Origin of the sequence: Pseudoalteromonas luteoviolacea, from assembly GCF_000814765.1 — a bacterium.
Classification (GTDB): domain Bacteria; phylum Pseudomonadota; class Gammaproteobacteria; order Enterobacterales; family Alteromonadaceae; genus Pseudoalteromonas; species Pseudoalteromonas luteoviolacea_H.
The window spans coordinates 7501-22473 of sequence record NZ_JWIC01000003.1 but is presented as its reverse complement, the minus strand read 5'-3'; the positions used below and the strand labels follow the sequence as shown (position 1 = coordinate 22473).

Here is a 14973-nt window from a genome sequence, read left to right as displayed (position 1 = left end):
CTATACTGAAAAATGGTGTATTCAAATTCATTTACATACACCTTGTTATTAAAACTATCCAATATACAATTGTTTGATGTAATATAAAAAATTATCGCCTTGGGTAGTTTTCGTAGAGAATCGGGTATGTTTGTTTACATAATAGTATTGTTGATTGTTGCTTTGGTTATAATTGCAGTTTGGGTTAGTGCAATTCAACAACACAAAGAAAAACAAGAAGCAGAAAGACGCAAAGAGCTAGCAAAACAAAAACGCATCATTGAAGAGTCAGAAGATGTTCTGGTCAATAGTGCGAATATACCTATGTCTGGAGCAATGCTTCAGGTCATACAAAAAAGAGTACATAATGCACTGGCGACGATGGTTGAACTCTCACCTACTTCTCGAGAGTTAAAAAACCGTCTTCATGAGTCAAGCGAACGAATGAATTCTGAACCAGCTAACCTGAGCGACAGTGACAATATCGCCCTGCCTGACAACGATAAACAGCTGATTGCCCTAGTACAAGGCATTAAAAAACTTCGTCAGCTTCTTCGCTCGGAACACAGTAAAGGAAAAGTTGATACACAAGTTTTCGTCAAAGAAGATCGCCGATTGGAAAAAATTCAGTTGAGGATCAATGTAGAAAGTCAAATCAAACGCGGCCTATCTGCAAAAACAGCCAATATGGTTGGCTCAGCAAGACAGTATTTCGAAAAAGCCTACGCAACTATTATGGCTGTCACTTACAGTGATGAATACGTTACAGAGAAGAAAAATCAGCTGGAAAGCTACCTGAACGAAATCAGTACCGAGCTTAAGGCCTCTAACGCATCGGCAGTTAAGAAAAAAGCAGAGAAAGAAAAGGACGATTTAGATGTCCTTTTCGCACCGAAAAAGAAATGGTGATCAGCTGATTGCAAATTTAACAATGAATAATATCGTCAGTACCCAAACACTGATGGATATCTCTTCTTTTTTATTACATGCCAATTTGACCGCGGTGTAAGCGATAAACCCTAACGCAATACCATGCGCTATTGAAAACGTGAGTGGTGTCATTAATAGGACAACACTCACAGGAATCGCGTCTGTCATATCATCCCAATTTACCAACTTCAAATTTTGTAACATGAGCACGGATACATAGAGGATTGCACCAGCAGTTGCGTATGCTGGTACCATTTTGGCCAAGGGCGCGAAGAACATCATAAGCAAAAAGCAACAACCAACTACAACTGCGGTTAGGCCAGTACGCCCACCAACTGAAACACCTGATACCGATTCAATGTAGGAAGTCGTAGTAGAGGTCCCTAGAAATGACCCAGCCACTGTAGCTGAGCTATCAGCTGACAGTGCTCGCCCCAGCCTTGGCATATTACCTTTATCGTCAGCAATGCCCGCTTTTTGTGTCACGGCCACAAGCGTGCCACTGGTATCGAACAAATCAACAAATAAAAATGCAAATACCACACTCAACATCGATATTTCTAAAGCACCAGCGATGTCTAGCTGACCAAATGTGGGCTCAATACTGGGCGGTGCAGAAACAATCCCCTGGTAATCCACTAACCCCAATGCCCAAGCAATGACCGTGACCAATAATATGCTTATCAATACCCCGCTTTTCCATTCTCTGTACATCAATGCAGTAATAACAAACAAGCTAAAAATTGCCAATAAAGGGCCTGGGCTGGTGATGTCGCCTAACTGTACAAGCGTTGCAGGACTCGCCACAATTATGCCTGCATTTTTAAGGGCTATCAGCGCCAAAAATGCACCTATACCTGTAGCGATAGCACGCTTTAACACCACAGGAATAGCTTGTATGACCCACTCTCTCACTTTAAAGAGACTTAACAATAAAAATAAACACCCAGATAAGAACACAGCACCAAGCGCAGTTTGCCAACTATGGCCCATACCTAAAACAACTCCATAGGTAAAAAATGCGTTTAAGCCCATACCTGGTGCCAATGCCAGCGGATAATTAGCAATAAAGCCCATGATAAAACAACCAATTGCGGCAGCCAGGCAAGTAGCAACAAATGCCGCCCCGTGATCTATTCCTGCTTCAGCAAGCATCGCTGGGTTAACAAATACAATATAAACCATGGTGATAAATGTTGTGAGTCCCGCTACAACTTCGGTTTTTACATCCGTGTGTAGCGACTTGAGCGAAAATAATTTTTCTAGCATGTCTTTGTATTTTAAATGGAAACGAGGGCCGCGATTTTACCATAAATCATGCCCTTTAACGGACAAATAAAGTAAAAATCAGCTACAATGAAGACTAAGTTGTAATAAGTGAAGTGAGTATGAAAAGCAATCTATCAACAAAAGCACACAGTGGTGACCTAGAGCAACAACTACTCAATGTGCTCGAGTTTGTGACTCAAGAGCCTGACCCCAAACACAGCTGGCCAAATGAACAAGAACCCGAGCAAGCTTATAAAAAAGGCCTTTATTACATCAAAGAAAAACAATATCCCTTGGCTGCCAAGTGGATGAGACTCGCAGCGATGTCAGGAGATAATAAAGCCCAATTCTATTTAGGTTTGCTATTTATCAAAGGGCAAGGGGTGCCTAAAAGTGTTTTTCACGGTGTCGCATGGCTAAGCCTTGCCCAAAGCCAAGGTAATAATGCCGCGCAAAGTACGCTAAATGAAGTCCGCCCACACTTAACAACGAAGCGTTATATAGATGCTCAGTGTTATGCCGCAACATTATTCGAACAAATCCATCAGCAAACGCATTTCGGCGCACATAGATAGCTTGCTATGATCTCTTGAGTGAAAAAAGAACAAAAAATCATCAAATAAAACTTGATTAAAACCACTGTATGAAATACTGTATATATACTGTATAAAGAATCAGTGGTTTAATCATGTTGCACATTTCAACGAACGTTAACTCTCAGCTCAAGAGCATTAATCAATATGATAGTTTTAATGTTTTGGACGCAGACGACGTACAAAGCACAAATGATATGCTATTAAAAGTTTTATACCGATGTAATGCTATCGCTGGCTGGACATTATTAATTGCCCCCGACCATGCGGTCAATAAAACCATGTTAGACAGCTATGGCATCAATATAAATAAGCTACTAGTGCTCAAACAGCGAGATCTGATAAACTTAGAGCATACTTTGGACCGCGCGTTGTCTAATGGTAATTTTGCAGCCGTAATTACATGGCCAGGGGTTTTGTCTCAAAAGCAAATAGAGCACAGGAGCCTTTCCTGCTCAAAAACCGCATTGTATTGCTTTAAAGGTGCTACACATTTACCAATGTCAAAACTTGCGCACTAATCATATAGGTCATTTATGTGTTTTTGTGGTAACACACAAACCTTTGAACAATGCTGTAAGCCTTTTATTTCAGGTCAGTCAACACCCATAAACTCTGAACAATTAATGCGCTCTCGTTTTAGTGCATATTGCACTCAAGAGGGCCAATATATTTTAGACACCTATGCATCACAAACCCGAAGTGAGCACACTGTTAAAGATATATTGGCATTTGCCAAGCAAGTATCATTTGTCAAATTAGACGTAATTACGACAGATGAAGACGCACAATATCAATATGTAGAATTTAAAGCATATTATATCGAAGGCACACAACTTAGTACCTTGCACGAACGTTCAAGGTTTATTAAAGAAGGTAATCAGTGGCTATACCTCGATGGTGAACTTTTCCCTACTGAGTGCAAAAAAGTAAGCCGTAACGATCCTTGTCCGTGCTTAAGTGGGAAAAAGTTTAAAAAGTGTCACGGGTAGCAAACAAATCTAGGTGGTTTAATTTAATCTTGATCGAGCTGCCTAAGTATTTTTATTCCCTAAACAGCAATATTAAGCTGAGACTGCATGTCACCACTTGCTAGCTGGTCGTAAAATGCAGCTGCATCCATCTCTTTATCTTTCACATCAACTTCAGGATGTTTTTGGCGATACAATTTCGCTCTCACTGCGGGTTCAAGGTTCTCTACGACATGTAAAGGGATGTGAGACTTATCATCACGAATATGAAACGGCTCCGGATCTAAGCACTCATTGAGCTTTATATCTTCCAACCCGCCATCTTTTACAAAATACCGATTGTATTGCCCTATAGAGAAATCAAATTCTTCTGGCGCAAGAGGCTGTTTAGGACCCACTTGAAGCGCTTTGCGTAATGCTTCTTCAGACTTATCTACTTCATCAATAGCACTGCGAGGTAAATCAAACTGGCTAAAATCCAATACATCTTGAGAAAGTGCAGATAACAGTAGCGCAAAGTCATCTCTTCTCGATTCATGAACACTTATACTCAACGCATTACCGAGTTGAGACTCCTTGAGTAACAATTGTTCTATCTGCATGGATTTTCGCCAAAAAATTCTAAATCTGAAAATTTATCGGCATTTTTTGAAAAAACTTTAGGACATTTCTTTACTTCGTCAAAAACTTTGTTATTATCAGCGCCGTTGTTGAGGAGGGGTTCCCGAGCGGCCAAAGGGATCAGACTGTAAATCTGACGGCTCAGCCTTCGCTGGTTCGAATCCAGCTCCCTCCACCATCAACGACAAAGTACAATTGGAGGGGTTCCCGAGCGGCCAAAGGGATCAGACTGTAAATCTGACGGCTCAGCCTTCGCTGGTTCGAATCCAGCTCCCTCCACCACTTTGTACTTGTAAAATCTGTTATGGAGGGGTTCCCGAGCGGCCAAAGGGATCAGACTGTAAATCTGACGGCTCAGCCTTCGCTGGTTCGAATCCAGCTCCCTCCACCACTTCCTTTTTATTCTCAAACATCTATTAATTCATAACCTACTGAATAATTTCGATTTTTTCTTTTAGATAAGTTTTCGCCTTTTTAAACTCCGGGTAGTAACGACGTACAATATCCCAAAAAGCTTGATTATGAGCCATGACGTAATAATGTGCTAACTCATGCACAATCACATAGTCAATCACCCATTTCGGCGCACAGGTTAACGCACAGTTGAATGCTAATACCCCTTTACTAGACAAACTTCCCCATCGCCTTTTATAAAACCGCACTTTTAATATTTTATATTTTGAGCCCATGAGCGCTTCAAAGTAAGGCAATCGCTCTTCTAAATAACCGATTAACTCACTCGTCAATAACTCATTAATTTCACTTACCTGCTTATTTCTCTGTGCCGTTAAAAGCGATTTTAGGTGTATGCAGTTATTTTGATGGTCGATAAAACTCATTGTTGCACCAAAATTGAGTGCGTACGGTTTTCCATAGATGTTGACCCATTCTAGCTGCTGCTCTCCCGTGTGTGCTTGCTTCTCAGCCACAAGCTGTTGCTTTTGTTCAACCCACGCTTGCTTGCTCAACAACCAGCCGTTTAGCCATTTCTCGCAAATACCATAAGGAGCATGGACAACGATCCCTTGTGGTTTAACACTGATCGCAACCGTTTTTCTACGGCGACTCAATTTGAGTTGGTAATTGAAATTCATAGTAAATTTATTGCTTTTTCATCTATCAATCTAAATTGCTGCTAATCTTTATACTTATTACGGAAAAAATAGGCTGCCATGACTAGTAAACCTAAGTGTCAGTACATATCTCCCGATGGACACAAATGCCAAGAAATCGACATGGGCTCTGGATATTGCTTTTGGCACGATGCTAAGTTCGACAAAAGTGGATTAGAGCTATCACATAAACTCGAACGTTATGCCAAAAAAGGAGGGTTACTGCAAGGACTCGAACTCAAAAGAGCAAACCTAGAAGGTCTTAACCTTGTAAAGTTTAACGATCACAATGGCTACGATTTATCCTATGGTAACTTCTATAGGGCAAACTTGCATGGCGCTCACCTTTTTAACAGTACAATTCGCAATGCCTCGCTAATGAAAGCAGATTTAAGAGACGCGAATTTGCACTGCTGTAAAATTGAAAATACCAATATTTTAGGTGTAAAGCTCAATGCCACCAGAATAGATAATCTTGTATTGGGAGATAAACTACTTCAAGAGAGTCAAGCGATTGAAGCAACAAAACAAAAAAATATCGAAGAAGCGCAGGACCTATACTTACAGAGCGAAGAGATCTATCGACTTCTCAGAAAAGGCGCTGAACAGCAAGGGCTTTTCGAGATGGCTGGTAAGTACACTTACAGCGAGTTACGAATGCGACATGCGCAGTATCCCAAATACTCGAAAAAAAGACTCGTCTCAAGCTTTATTGATATGTTGTGTGGTTATGGAGAGAAGCCGGAAAACGTCATCCGCTTTAGTCTGGGCATGATTTTATTATGCGCACTATGTTATTTCATGCTCGGCATAAATTACAACGGTGATGTGATCCAGTTTGTTGCGGATGCACCTATAAAACAGAACTTGCAGTCCATGCTCAATTGCTTCTATTTTAGTGTAGTGACTTTTACTACCCTGGGCTATGGCGACATTACCCCCGTAGGCATAACGCGCCTCATAGCGACCATAGAGGCCTTTATCGGCAGCTTCTCTCTGGCTCTATTTGTCGTGGTCTTTGTGAAAAGGATGACTAGGTAACCGACTTAGTCAAGCGAGATTTCACGGCCTAACTCTTTAAGGAACAAACGCATAAACTCTGTGCGTCGCTTTGCTTCTTGCTTAGCGGACATCGTGTGCATTTGAGATTCGATGTGCAACAGCTTCACAAAGAAGTGATCTATCGTATAATTTTTGTCATCCGGCTCTCTTGATGAACAAAAAGGGTCATCCGTGTGATACAGATGTCTCGCGATTGCCCCCCCCACTTTCATACAGCGGCTCACACCAATCGCCCCCAACGCATCCATTCGGTCAGCATCTTGCACAATTTTAGCTTCTAATGTCGTTGGCGGCACATTTGCACTAAAGCTATGTGCAACAATCGCGTGATGGATCCCCTCTAATTTTTCATGAGGATAACCAATTTCAATCAAAAACCTTTCCGCTTTATCGGCAGCCATTTTTGAAGCCTGTGCACGATCAGGATGATTTTTGGCAACTGCGACACAATCATGTAACCAAGCTGCTGGAATAACAATGTCTAAATCTGCATGTTCTGCCACGGCCAATTGCTTAGCCGTTTTTACCACCCTTTGTATGTGGGAAAGGTCGTGTGCAGTATCGGCAAAAGGTGTATCTAGCATAAACTCCTTAAATGCTTCTTCAAACTGTTTCATATTTTCCATCATTTTTACTTAAACCTTATGCTTTACATTGTATGTTGGAACCCCCTTCACTAAAATGACAGGATTCTACTTAGTAAGGAATTTATATGTCTTGCGCGCTGTATTTACAACCCGGCCGAGAAAAATCTCTTAAAAGAAAACACCCTTGGATATTCTCTAAAGCAATTAAAAAAATCAAAGGTAAACCCGGACTCGGAGATATTGTCAAAATCTACAGTCATGATGGCCAATACTTGGCAACAGCAGCATACAGCCCAAGCTCTCAGATAAGAGCAAGGATCTGGAGCTTTGATGAGGCTGAGCAAATTAATCAAGCTTTTTTCAAACGTCGTTTGGCCCGTGCATTTGCCGTACGTGAGTACGCAATTTCTGAAGGCGGGTTAACCGGTTTTAGGCTTTCTGCTGCCGAGTCTGATGGCTTGCCGGGTATTACTATTGATAAATTCGATAATTATTTAGTATGTCAGTTACTCAGTGCGGGTGCAGAGCGACACAAAGGCGAGATCGTTGCGGCATTACGCGAACTATTTCCTGATTGTCATGTATACGAACGCTCAGACGTAGACGTACGTAAAAAAGAAGGCCTAGAGAAAATCACCGGGGTTTTACATGGTGAAGCCCCCACGGAACCCGTTCTCATTGAAGAAAACGGTCTAAAGCTGGAAGTCGATATTATCGGCGGCCATAAAACAGGATTCTATTTAGATCAGCGAGATAGTCGCGCAGCACTTGAACGCTTTTCTCAGGGAAAAAGTGTACTAAATTGCTTTTGTTACACAGGGACATTCAGCTTATACGCACTTAGAGGCGGATGTGATGAAGTCATCAATGTCGATGTCTCTCAGCCAGCTCTAGATACTGCTAAACGGAATGTTGAGCACAATAATCTCGATTTAAGTAAAGTTGATTTTGTCAAAAAAGATGTATTCAAATTACTTCGTGAATACAGAGATGAAGGCCGTCAATTTGATACGATAGTGATGGACCCTCCCAAATTTGCTGAAAGCAAGGCACAATTAACAGGCGCATGTAGAGGCTACAAAGACATTAACATGCTAGCCATGCAACTATTAAAGCCAGGTGGTACATTGTTAACATTTTCCTGTTCAGGGTTAATGGACCAAAACTTGTTCCAAAAGGTCGTGGCTGATGCAGCCCTAGATGCAGGCAAAGACTTGATGATTATGGAAAGGTTGAACCAAGCTGCAGATCACCCTATTGCAGGCTTTTACCCAGAAGGGTTTTACCTTAAAGGGCTAATTTGTAAAGTCTACTAATACAAAAAAGGGAGCGTAAGCTCCCTTTTGATTATTCCTTAATAGCTACCTTTTAGCGTCAAGCCAGAGTAGTTATTATAACCACGTAACATGATGTGATAAGTCGCTGCACCACCGCTATTAGTTAGCGTGCAAGTCTCAGCGTTACCGTTACGGTATGGTCTACAGTCATATGTCGAAGTTGTTGGCGCTTGACCTTTTCTTACATACAGGTCTGCATCACCAGTACCACCTGAGATCTCTACGCTAAGTGTTGAGTTTGCAGGTACGTCAATTGTGTACGCAACTTCACTACCTGAAGCGCCAGATAGCCCAGTTACAGGCACTCCATTTTCAAGACAATTCGCACCACATCCGCCATTGCCCGTTGAAGTCGCAGCGACTAGACTTGCACCTGAGTATGCTGAATAACCGTGCAGCATGACGTACCAATCGCCAGCAGCTGGATTGTTGATAGTACAGACTTCATCGTTACCATTTTTATAAGGGCGACATGTATAACTGCTCTGAGTTGCTTTCTGCCCCTGTTGAACATACAAATCCGCGTCACCTGTTCCACCTGATAGTGTTACAGTTAATGTATCTTTACCTGCAGGGACCTTGAATAAATAGTGTGTCTCACTGCCAGATGCACCGCTTGCACCAACCGCAACGCCATCATCTAATTCAGGGATCGTTGGTGGTGGAGGTGGAGGCGTGCTATCAGCAAGTGAGAACAATAACTCATTCGGAGAGCCAGATTTTGCATCACTCACTTTATCTTTTGAACTGCGTGAACTTAATAGTGTATCAATTTGATTCGGCGTTAGACTGGGATTCTCATCAAGATACAAAGCAACTACACCTGCTACATGAGGTGCAGCCATTGACGTACCACTGATGGTGTTTGTTGCCGAGTCTGAGTTATACCAAGCTGATTTAATGCTCGATCCTGGTGCGTAAATATCCAGACAATTTCCATAGTTTGAAAAGCTAGAACGAGCATCTGAACTTGTTGTTGAACCAACAGTAACAGCATCAGCTGCTCGTGCAGGAGAGTAATTACATGCACTGCTGTTGTCGTTACCCGCAGCAACTACAAATGTAACGCCTGAAGCAACAGCTGCATTTACCGCGTCATCAACTGCTTGAGATACACCCCCACCCAAACTCATATTCGCCACAGAGGGACCAGAGGCATTATTCTTAACCCAGTTAATACCTGAGATCACACCTGAGTATGAGCCTGAACCATTACAACCTAGTACACGTACCCCTACTACATTTACATTCTTGGCAACACCATATGCACCACCACCAATGGTACCTGCTACGTGCGTACCATGACCATTACAGTCACTAGAGTCAGCATCATTATCTACAAAGTCATAACCATGGCTTGCACGACCACCAAACTCAGCATGGGTAATCCGCACACCCGTATCGATAACATATGCGGTTACACCACTACCATCAAAATCATAGTGATAGTTACTATTTAGCGGTAAGTCTCTCTGATCGACTCTATCCAAGCCCCAAATTGCGTTGCCTTGGTCGGCACTCGCATCAACCATAGGTGTAACCGTCACCATTTGGTCTTGCTCAATGTAGTCAATACTCGGGTTATTTAGTAATTCTTGTACTTGCTGCTTCGAAGCACTCACAACAACACCATTTAAAACACCTTCGAAATGCTTCGAAACTTGCACATTATGCTTGGAGGTCAAAGCTCGCGCCTGACTTTTTGCATAACTAGAAATAGCATCACTGCTCGAAGCATTCATTACGGTTGGCGTTTTGAAGACAACAATATATTGATCTTCAATTGCATTACTTTGATCCACAGTCATCAGCTGTGCTTGTGCTAAACAGCTTCCTGATAGACCTACCAAGACCGCAAATGTTAGTGTGTTTAATTTACGCATACTTGTTCCTTTATTATGTCATTTGGTTAATTTCCATACAAAATGTAGCTCAAATGTAGAAATAATAAACAATTTATTTAACTAAAAGTTAACCAAAAACCAAGTTATCCGTAAGGTTTTATTTACAATAGAAAGTTTTATTCATTAATATCAATTCCTAAACAAACTTAATTCAACTTGAGTCGTTGTAATGAATTATTCACTGAGCGTGAGGTGTAAACATATTTAGTTTAAGCATAGTTTTCATATGCTTAAGTAATTAATTTACAACCTCAAAATGAAAGTTTTTACCTTTACACATGTAGCAATAGTGCGAAAGTCAACCACCAAGTTTAATTAATAAATTTTTCAATCAAATTCTCTATGATTTTATTTCACAATGGAAAATGACTTAGTTGGTAAATCGCTCTAATTACTGCCTATGAAGGTATGCTAGGTGATTGACGTGCAGAATGTAACGACAGCGAACAAAGAGAATAGGTTTTCTTTGCGCAAGAAAAGTGTAAATGGTTAACGACAACGAACGCAGTGAGTACGCCCTTTTTGTGCAAGGTGATTAACGTGCAAAATGTAACGACAACGAGCGAAGTGAGTACGTTCAATTTGCGCAAGGTGAAATAAGCTAGTTTAACCGTTGCCGAGGGACTTAAACGCAAAAAAGCCCGACTCTTTCGAATCGGGCTTTCTTTTATTTGGCACTTGGCAATGTCCTACTTTCACATGGACGAAATGAGACCGAAGCGAAGCTTCGCAGTTCATTGAGATGAGCGCATGGATGCGCGATGGGACCCAGCTTCAGGGATGAATAGACAACGCAGCACTATCTACAAAGAAATAACGTAATGAAATAAAACATATAACGGTGAAATAAGCCATTTTAACTGAATTAGTCTCGATTTGATCTGACATTTCGATTTGAAAAATTGAGAGTTACCCGTTTTGATAAAGGTGTCGAATCTTTTAATCAAAACAACTTAAAGGTGGTAACTCTCATGTTACATACTAACAACCCAATCATTAAACACAAAACTGGTTTGCTTAATCTTGCTGAAGAATTAGGTAATGTTTCTAAAGCCTGTAAAGTTATGGGCGTTTCAAGAGATACATTTTATCGATATCAAGAGCTGGTCGAAGATGGCGGGCTCGATGCGTTAGTTGATAAAAGTCGTAAGTCTCCAAACATTAAAAACAGAGTCGATGAGGCAACTGAACAAGCTGTTATAAAATATGCTGTTGATTACCCTGCTCACGGCCAACACAGAACGAGCAATGAATTAAGAAAGTAAGGTATATTTGTATCAGGCAGTGGTGTTCGGTCGATATGGCTACGTCATAATTTAGAGAACTTTAAGAAGCGCCTGAAAGCATTGGAAGACAAAGTTGCTAACGAAGGTATTATCTTAACAGACAGCCAAATCGCTGCGCTTGAAAAGAAGAAAAATGACGATGAGGCTTGTGGCGAAATCGAAACAGCTCACCCTGGTTATCTAGGTTCACAAGATACGTTTTACGTTGGCAACCTAAAAGGTGTTGGACGTATCTATCAGCAAACATTCGTAGATACGTACAGCAAAGTGGCTTTCGCTAAGCTCTATACCACCAAAACACCAATTACAGCGGCCGACATACTCAATGATAAGGTTCTACCTTACTTCGAACAGCATGAGTTGCCAATTCTGCGCATACTCACTGACAGAGGCACGGAGTATTGCGGTAAAGTCGAGCATCATGATTACCAGTTATATTTGGCGATTAACGATATCGACCATACAAAAACCAAGGCCATGTCGCCACAGACAAACGGTATCTGTGAGCGGTTCCATAAAACAATACTAAATGAGTTTTATCAGGTTACATTCCGTAAAAAGCTATATAGCTCCCTAGAAGAATTACAAAAGGATCTGGACGAATGGATGGTTTATTACAATAATGACCGAACTCATCAAGGAAAAATGTGCTGTGGCAGAACGCCACTTGAAACATTGGAAGATGGAAAACGCATTTGGGCAGAAAAGAATTTAGCTCAAATCTAAGCTGACAGTCACCGATTGAAAAACGGGTAACTGTCAGATCAAGTCTGAGCTATTACAGCTGAGGGACTTAAACGCAAAAAAGCCCGATTCTTTCGAATCGGGCTTTCTTTAATTGGGCCCTGGCAATGTCCTACTTTCACATGGGAAACCCCACACTATCATCGGCGCTATTTCGTTTCACTACTGAGTTCGGCATGGGATCAGGTGGTTCCAAAATGCTATGTTCACCAGGAAATTCTGTCATGCAAGATGTTTATCAACACCTTACTAAAATCTGGAAGCGTAATTAAATTCTTATCGTCTACTTTATATTCTTAACTTCTAACAAGCTTAAAACCACTTTGGCGTTGTATGGTTAAGCCTCACGGGTAATTAGTACGAGTTAGCTCAATGCCTCACAGCACTTCCACATCTCGCCTATCAACGTTGTAGTCTTCAACGGCCCTTCAGTTAACTCTAAGTTAAAGTGAGAACTCATCTCGAGGCTCGCTTCCCGCTTAGATGCTTTCAGCGGTTATCGATTCCGAACGTAGCTACCGGGCAATGCTATTGGCATAACAACCCGAACACCAGCGGTTCGTCCACTCCGGTCCTCTCGTACTAGGAGCAGCCCCTCTCAATTCTCAAACGCCCACGGCAGATAGGGACCGAACTGTCTCACGACGTTCTAAACCCAGCTCGCGTACCACTTTAAATGGCGAACAGCCATACCCTTGGGACCGACTTCAGCCCCAGGATGTGATGAGCCGACATCGAGGTGCCAAACACCGCCGTCGATATGAACTCTTGGGCGGTATCAGCCTGTTATCCCCGGAGTACCTTTTATCCGTTGAGCGATGGCCCTTCCATTCAGAACCACCGGATCACTATGACCTACTTTCGTACCTGCTCGACGTGTCTGTCTCGCAGTTAAGCTGGCTTCTACCATTACACTAACCGTACGATGTCCGACCGTACTTAGCCAACCTTCGTGCTCCTCCGTTACTCTTTGGGAGGAGACCGCCCCAGTCAAACTACCCACCAGGCACTGTCCTCAACCCCGATTAGGGGCCTAAGTTAGAACATCAACACTACAAGGGTGGTATTTCAAGGACGGCTCCACACAATCTAGCGACTGTGCTTCAAAGCCTCCCACCTATCCTACACATGTAGGGTCAATGTTCAGTGCCAAGCTGTAGTAAAGGTTCACGGGGTCTTTCCGTCTAGCCGCGGGTACACAGCATCTTCACTGCGATTTCAATTTCACTGAGTCTCGGGTGGAGACAGCGTGGCCATGGTTACACCATTCGTGCAGGTCGGAACTTACCCGACAAGGAATTTCGCTACCTTAGGACCGTTATAGTTACGGCCGCCGTTTACCGGGGCTTCGATCAAGAGCTTCGACAAATGTCTAACCCCATCAATTAACCTTCCGGCACCGGGCAGGTGTCACACCGTATACGTCATCTTACGATTTTGCACAGTGCTGTGTTTTTAATAAACAGTCCCAGCCACCTGGTCACTGCGGCTCTCGTTTGCTTACGGAGCAAGTCCTTCACAAACAAGAGCGTACCTTCTCCCGAAGTTACGGTACAATTTTGCCTAGTTCCTTCACCCGAGTTCTCTCAAGCGCCTTAGTATTCTCTACCTGACCACCTGTGTCGGTTTAGGGTACGATTCGATATAAACTGAAGCTTAGAGGCTTTTCCTGGAAGTAGGGCATCAACAACTTCACTACCGTAGTAGCTCGTCTCGACTCTCAGCCTTAGCGACCCGGATTTTCCTAAGTCACCAGCCTACAGCCTTTCACATGGACAACCAACGCCATGCTTGCCTAGCCTGCTCCGTCCCCCCATCGCATTTATACCAAGTACGGGAATATTAACCCGTTTCCCATCGACTACGCTCTTCAGCCTCGCCTTAGGGGTCGACTCACCCTACCCTGATTAACATGGGATAGGAACCCTTGGTCTTCCGGCGTGCGGGTTTTTCACCCGCATTATCGTTACTCATGTCAGCATTCGCACTTCTGATACGTCCAGCAAACCTTACAGTTCACCTTCAGCCGCTTACAGAACGCTCCCCTACCCCGCGAACAAAGTTCGCAGCCGTAGCTTCGGTGGTATGTTTAGCCCCGTTACATCTTCCGCGCAGGCCGACTCGACTAGTGAGCTATTACGCTTTCTTTAAAGGATGGCTGCTTCTAAGCCAACCTCCTAGCTGTTTTAGCCTTCCCACATCGTTTCCCACTTAACATACACTTTGGGACCTTAGCTGACGGTCTGGGTTGTTTCCCTCTCCACGATGGACGTTAGCACCCACCGTGTGTCTCCCGGATAGTACTTTACGGTATTCGGAGTTTGCAAAGGGTTGGTAAGTCGGGATGACCCCCTAGCCTTAACAGTGCTCTACCCCCGTAAGTATTCGTCCGAGGCTCTACCTAAATAGATTTCGGGGAGAACCAGCTATCTCCCGGTTTGATTAGCCTTTCACTCCTAGCCACAGGTCATCCCCTAACTTTTCAACGTTAGTGGGTTCGGTCCTCCAGTCAGTGTTACCTGACCTTCAACCTGCCCATGGCTAGATCACCGGGTTTCGGGTCTATACCCTGCAACTT

At 42.9% G+C, this 14973-nt stretch carries 11 protein-coding genes, 3 tRNA genes, 2 rRNA genes and 1 pseudogene (1 of these 17 only partly in view); 10 read left to right on the top strand and 7 right to left on the bottom strand.

From position 1 onward, the window contains the following. Positions 1 to 126: 126 nt before the first annotated feature. Complete coding sequence (locus JF50_RS01475; protein ID WP_039607752.1) at positions 127 to 888, top strand: hypothetical protein; 762 nt, start codon at positions 127 to 129, stop codon at positions 886 to 888. Here the strand turns inward: JF50_RS01475 and JF50_RS01470 are convergent, their stop codons facing one another. Further along, entirely contained in the window at positions 889 to 2178 is a 1290-nt protein-coding gene (locus tag JF50_RS01470) for an NCS2 family permease (RefSeq protein WP_039607751.1), read from the bottom strand. Between the two features lie 119 nt (positions 2179 to 2297). On the opposite strand from JF50_RS01470, the gene JF50_RS01465 reads away from it, so the two are divergent. From JF50_RS01465 to JF50_RS01455, 3 genes are all read left to right on the top strand, one after another. Further along, complete coding sequence (locus JF50_RS01465) at positions 2298 to 2753, top strand: tetratricopeptide repeat protein (protein ID WP_039607750.1); 456 nt, start codon at positions 2298 to 2300, stop codon at positions 2751 to 2753. A gap of 113 nt (positions 2754 to 2866) precedes the next feature. Then, entirely contained in the window at positions 2867 to 3292 is a 426-nt protein-coding gene (locus JF50_RS01460; RefSeq protein WP_039607749.1) for a SulA-like leucine-rich domain-containing protein, read from the top strand. A gap of 15 nt (positions 3293 to 3307) precedes the next feature. Further along, positions 3308 to 3763, top strand: coding sequence for a YchJ family protein (locus JF50_RS01455; protein ID WP_039607748.1), 456 nt, complete (start codon positions 3308 to 3310; stop codon positions 3761 to 3763). Positions 3764 to 3822: 59 nt separating this feature from the next. Here JF50_RS01455 and JF50_RS01450 read toward each other — a convergent pair whose 3' ends face one another. After that, positions 3823 to 4344: a VC2046/SO_2500 family protein gene (locus JF50_RS01450; RefSeq protein WP_039607747.1), complete on the bottom strand. Its 522-nt coding sequence runs from the start codon at positions 4342 to 4344 to the stop codon at positions 3823 to 3825. Positions 4345 to 4456: 112 nt separating this feature from the next. Between JF50_RS01450 and JF50_RS01445 the strand changes: the two genes are divergently transcribed. The 3 genes from JF50_RS01445 (at position 4457) to JF50_RS01435 (ending at position 4754) form a co-directional block, all read left to right on the top strand. Beyond that, a tRNA-Tyr gene (locus JF50_RS01445) sits at positions 4457 to 4541 on the top strand. 19 nt (positions 4542 to 4560) lie between these two features. After that, positions 4561 to 4645: transfer RNA gene (locus JF50_RS01440), tRNA-Tyr, on the top strand. Positions 4646 to 4669: 24 nt separating this feature from the next. Continuing rightward, positions 4670 to 4754 (top strand) — tRNA-Tyr (locus JF50_RS01435). A gap of 37 nt (positions 4755 to 4791) precedes the next feature. Here the strand turns inward: JF50_RS01435 and JF50_RS01430 are convergent. Beyond that, positions 4792 to 5457 carry a M48 family metallopeptidase gene (locus tag JF50_RS01430; RefSeq protein ID WP_039607746.1) on the bottom strand — a complete coding sequence of 222 codons (666 nt, stop codon included), beginning with the start codon at positions 5455 to 5457 and terminating at the stop codon, positions 4792 to 4794. Between the two features lie 78 nt (positions 5458 to 5535). Here JF50_RS01430 and JF50_RS01425 point away from each other — a divergent pair, with 78 nt between their 5' ends. Further along, positions 5536 to 6516 (top strand): ion channel, encoded by a 981-nt coding sequence (locus tag JF50_RS01425; RefSeq protein WP_039607745.1) that lies wholly within the window; start codon positions 5536 to 5538, stop codon positions 6514 to 6516. A gap of 5 nt (positions 6517 to 6521) precedes the next feature. Here the strand turns inward: JF50_RS01425 and JF50_RS01420 are convergent, their stop codons facing one another. After that, the gene (locus JF50_RS01420) at positions 6522 to 7154 is read right to left on the bottom strand and encodes an HD domain-containing protein (RefSeq protein ID WP_235423384.1); all 633 of its coding nucleotides are present in this window, start codon (positions 7152 to 7154) and stop codon (positions 6522 to 6524) included. A 95-nt stretch (positions 7155 to 7249) separates the two neighbouring features. Between JF50_RS01420 and JF50_RS01415 the strand changes: the two genes are divergently transcribed. Continuing rightward, positions 7250 to 8440 carry a class I SAM-dependent methyltransferase gene (locus JF50_RS01415; RefSeq protein ID WP_039607743.1) on the top strand — a complete coding sequence of 397 codons (1191 nt, stop codon included), beginning with the start codon at positions 7250 to 7252 and terminating at the stop codon, positions 8438 to 8440. Positions 8441 to 8478: 38 nt separating this feature from the next. Here the strand turns inward: JF50_RS01415 and JF50_RS01410 are convergent, their stop codons facing one another. Beyond that, the gene (locus tag JF50_RS01410) at positions 8479 to 10344 is read right to left on the bottom strand and encodes a S8 family peptidase (RefSeq protein ID WP_039607742.1); all 1866 of its coding nucleotides are present in this window, start codon (positions 10342 to 10344) and stop codon (positions 8479 to 8481) included. Between the two features lie 992 nt (positions 10345 to 11336). Between JF50_RS01410 and JF50_RS26565 the strand changes: the two are divergent. Next, positions 11337 to 12377, top strand: a pseudogene (locus JF50_RS26565) (IS481 family transposase). Positions 12378 to 12494: 117 nt separating this feature from the next. Here JF50_RS26565 and rrf read toward each other — a convergent pair. Together rrf and JF50_RS01395 are read right to left on the bottom strand one after the other, a co-directional pair. Next, positions 12495 to 12609 (bottom strand): 5S ribosomal RNA (gene rrf, locus JF50_RS01400). Positions 12610 to 12728: 119 nt separating this feature from the next. Further along, positions 12729 to 14973, bottom strand: a 23S ribosomal RNA gene (locus JF50_RS01395); it runs 637 nt beyond the window's last position.

Bases quoted from the DNA above. Each gene is read 5' to 3' on its own strand.
- JF50_RS01475 (WP_039607752.1), top strand. From the start codon at position 127: ATGTTTGTTTACATAATAGTATTGTTGATTGTTGCTTTGGTTATAATT.
- JF50_RS01470 (WP_039607751.1), bottom strand. From the start codon at position 2,178: ATGCTAGAAAAATTATTTTCGCTCAAGTCGCTACACACGGATGTAAAA.
- JF50_RS01465 (WP_039607750.1), top strand. From the start codon at position 2,298: ATGAAAAGCAATCTATCAACAAAAGCACACAGTGGTGACCTAGAGCAA.
- JF50_RS01460 (WP_039607749.1), top strand. From the start codon at position 2,867: ATGTTGCACATTTCAACGAACGTTAACTCTCAGCTCAAGAGCATTAAT.
- JF50_RS01455 (WP_039607748.1), top strand. From the start codon at position 3,308: ATGTGTTTTTGTGGTAACACACAAACCTTTGAACAATGCTGTAAGCCT.
- JF50_RS01450 (WP_039607747.1), bottom strand. From the start codon at position 4,344: ATGCAGATAGAACAATTGTTACTCAAGGAGTCTCAACTCGGTAATGCG.
- JF50_RS01430 (WP_039607746.1), bottom strand. From the start codon at position 5,457: ATGAATTTCAATTACCAACTCAAATTGAGTCGCCGTAGAAAAACGGTT.
- JF50_RS01425 (WP_039607745.1), top strand. From the start codon at position 5,536: ATGACTAGTAAACCTAAGTGTCAGTACATATCTCCCGATGGACACAAA.
- JF50_RS01420 (WP_235423384.1), bottom strand. From the start codon at position 7,154: ATGAAACAGTTTGAAGAAGCATTTAAGGAGTTTATGCTAGATACACCT.
- JF50_RS01415 (WP_039607743.1), top strand. From the start codon at position 7,250: ATGTCTTGCGCGCTGTATTTACAACCCGGCCGAGAAAAATCTCTTAAA.
- JF50_RS01410 (WP_039607742.1), bottom strand. From the start codon at position 10,344: ATGCGTAAATTAAACACACTAACATTTGCGGTCTTGGTAGGTCTATCA.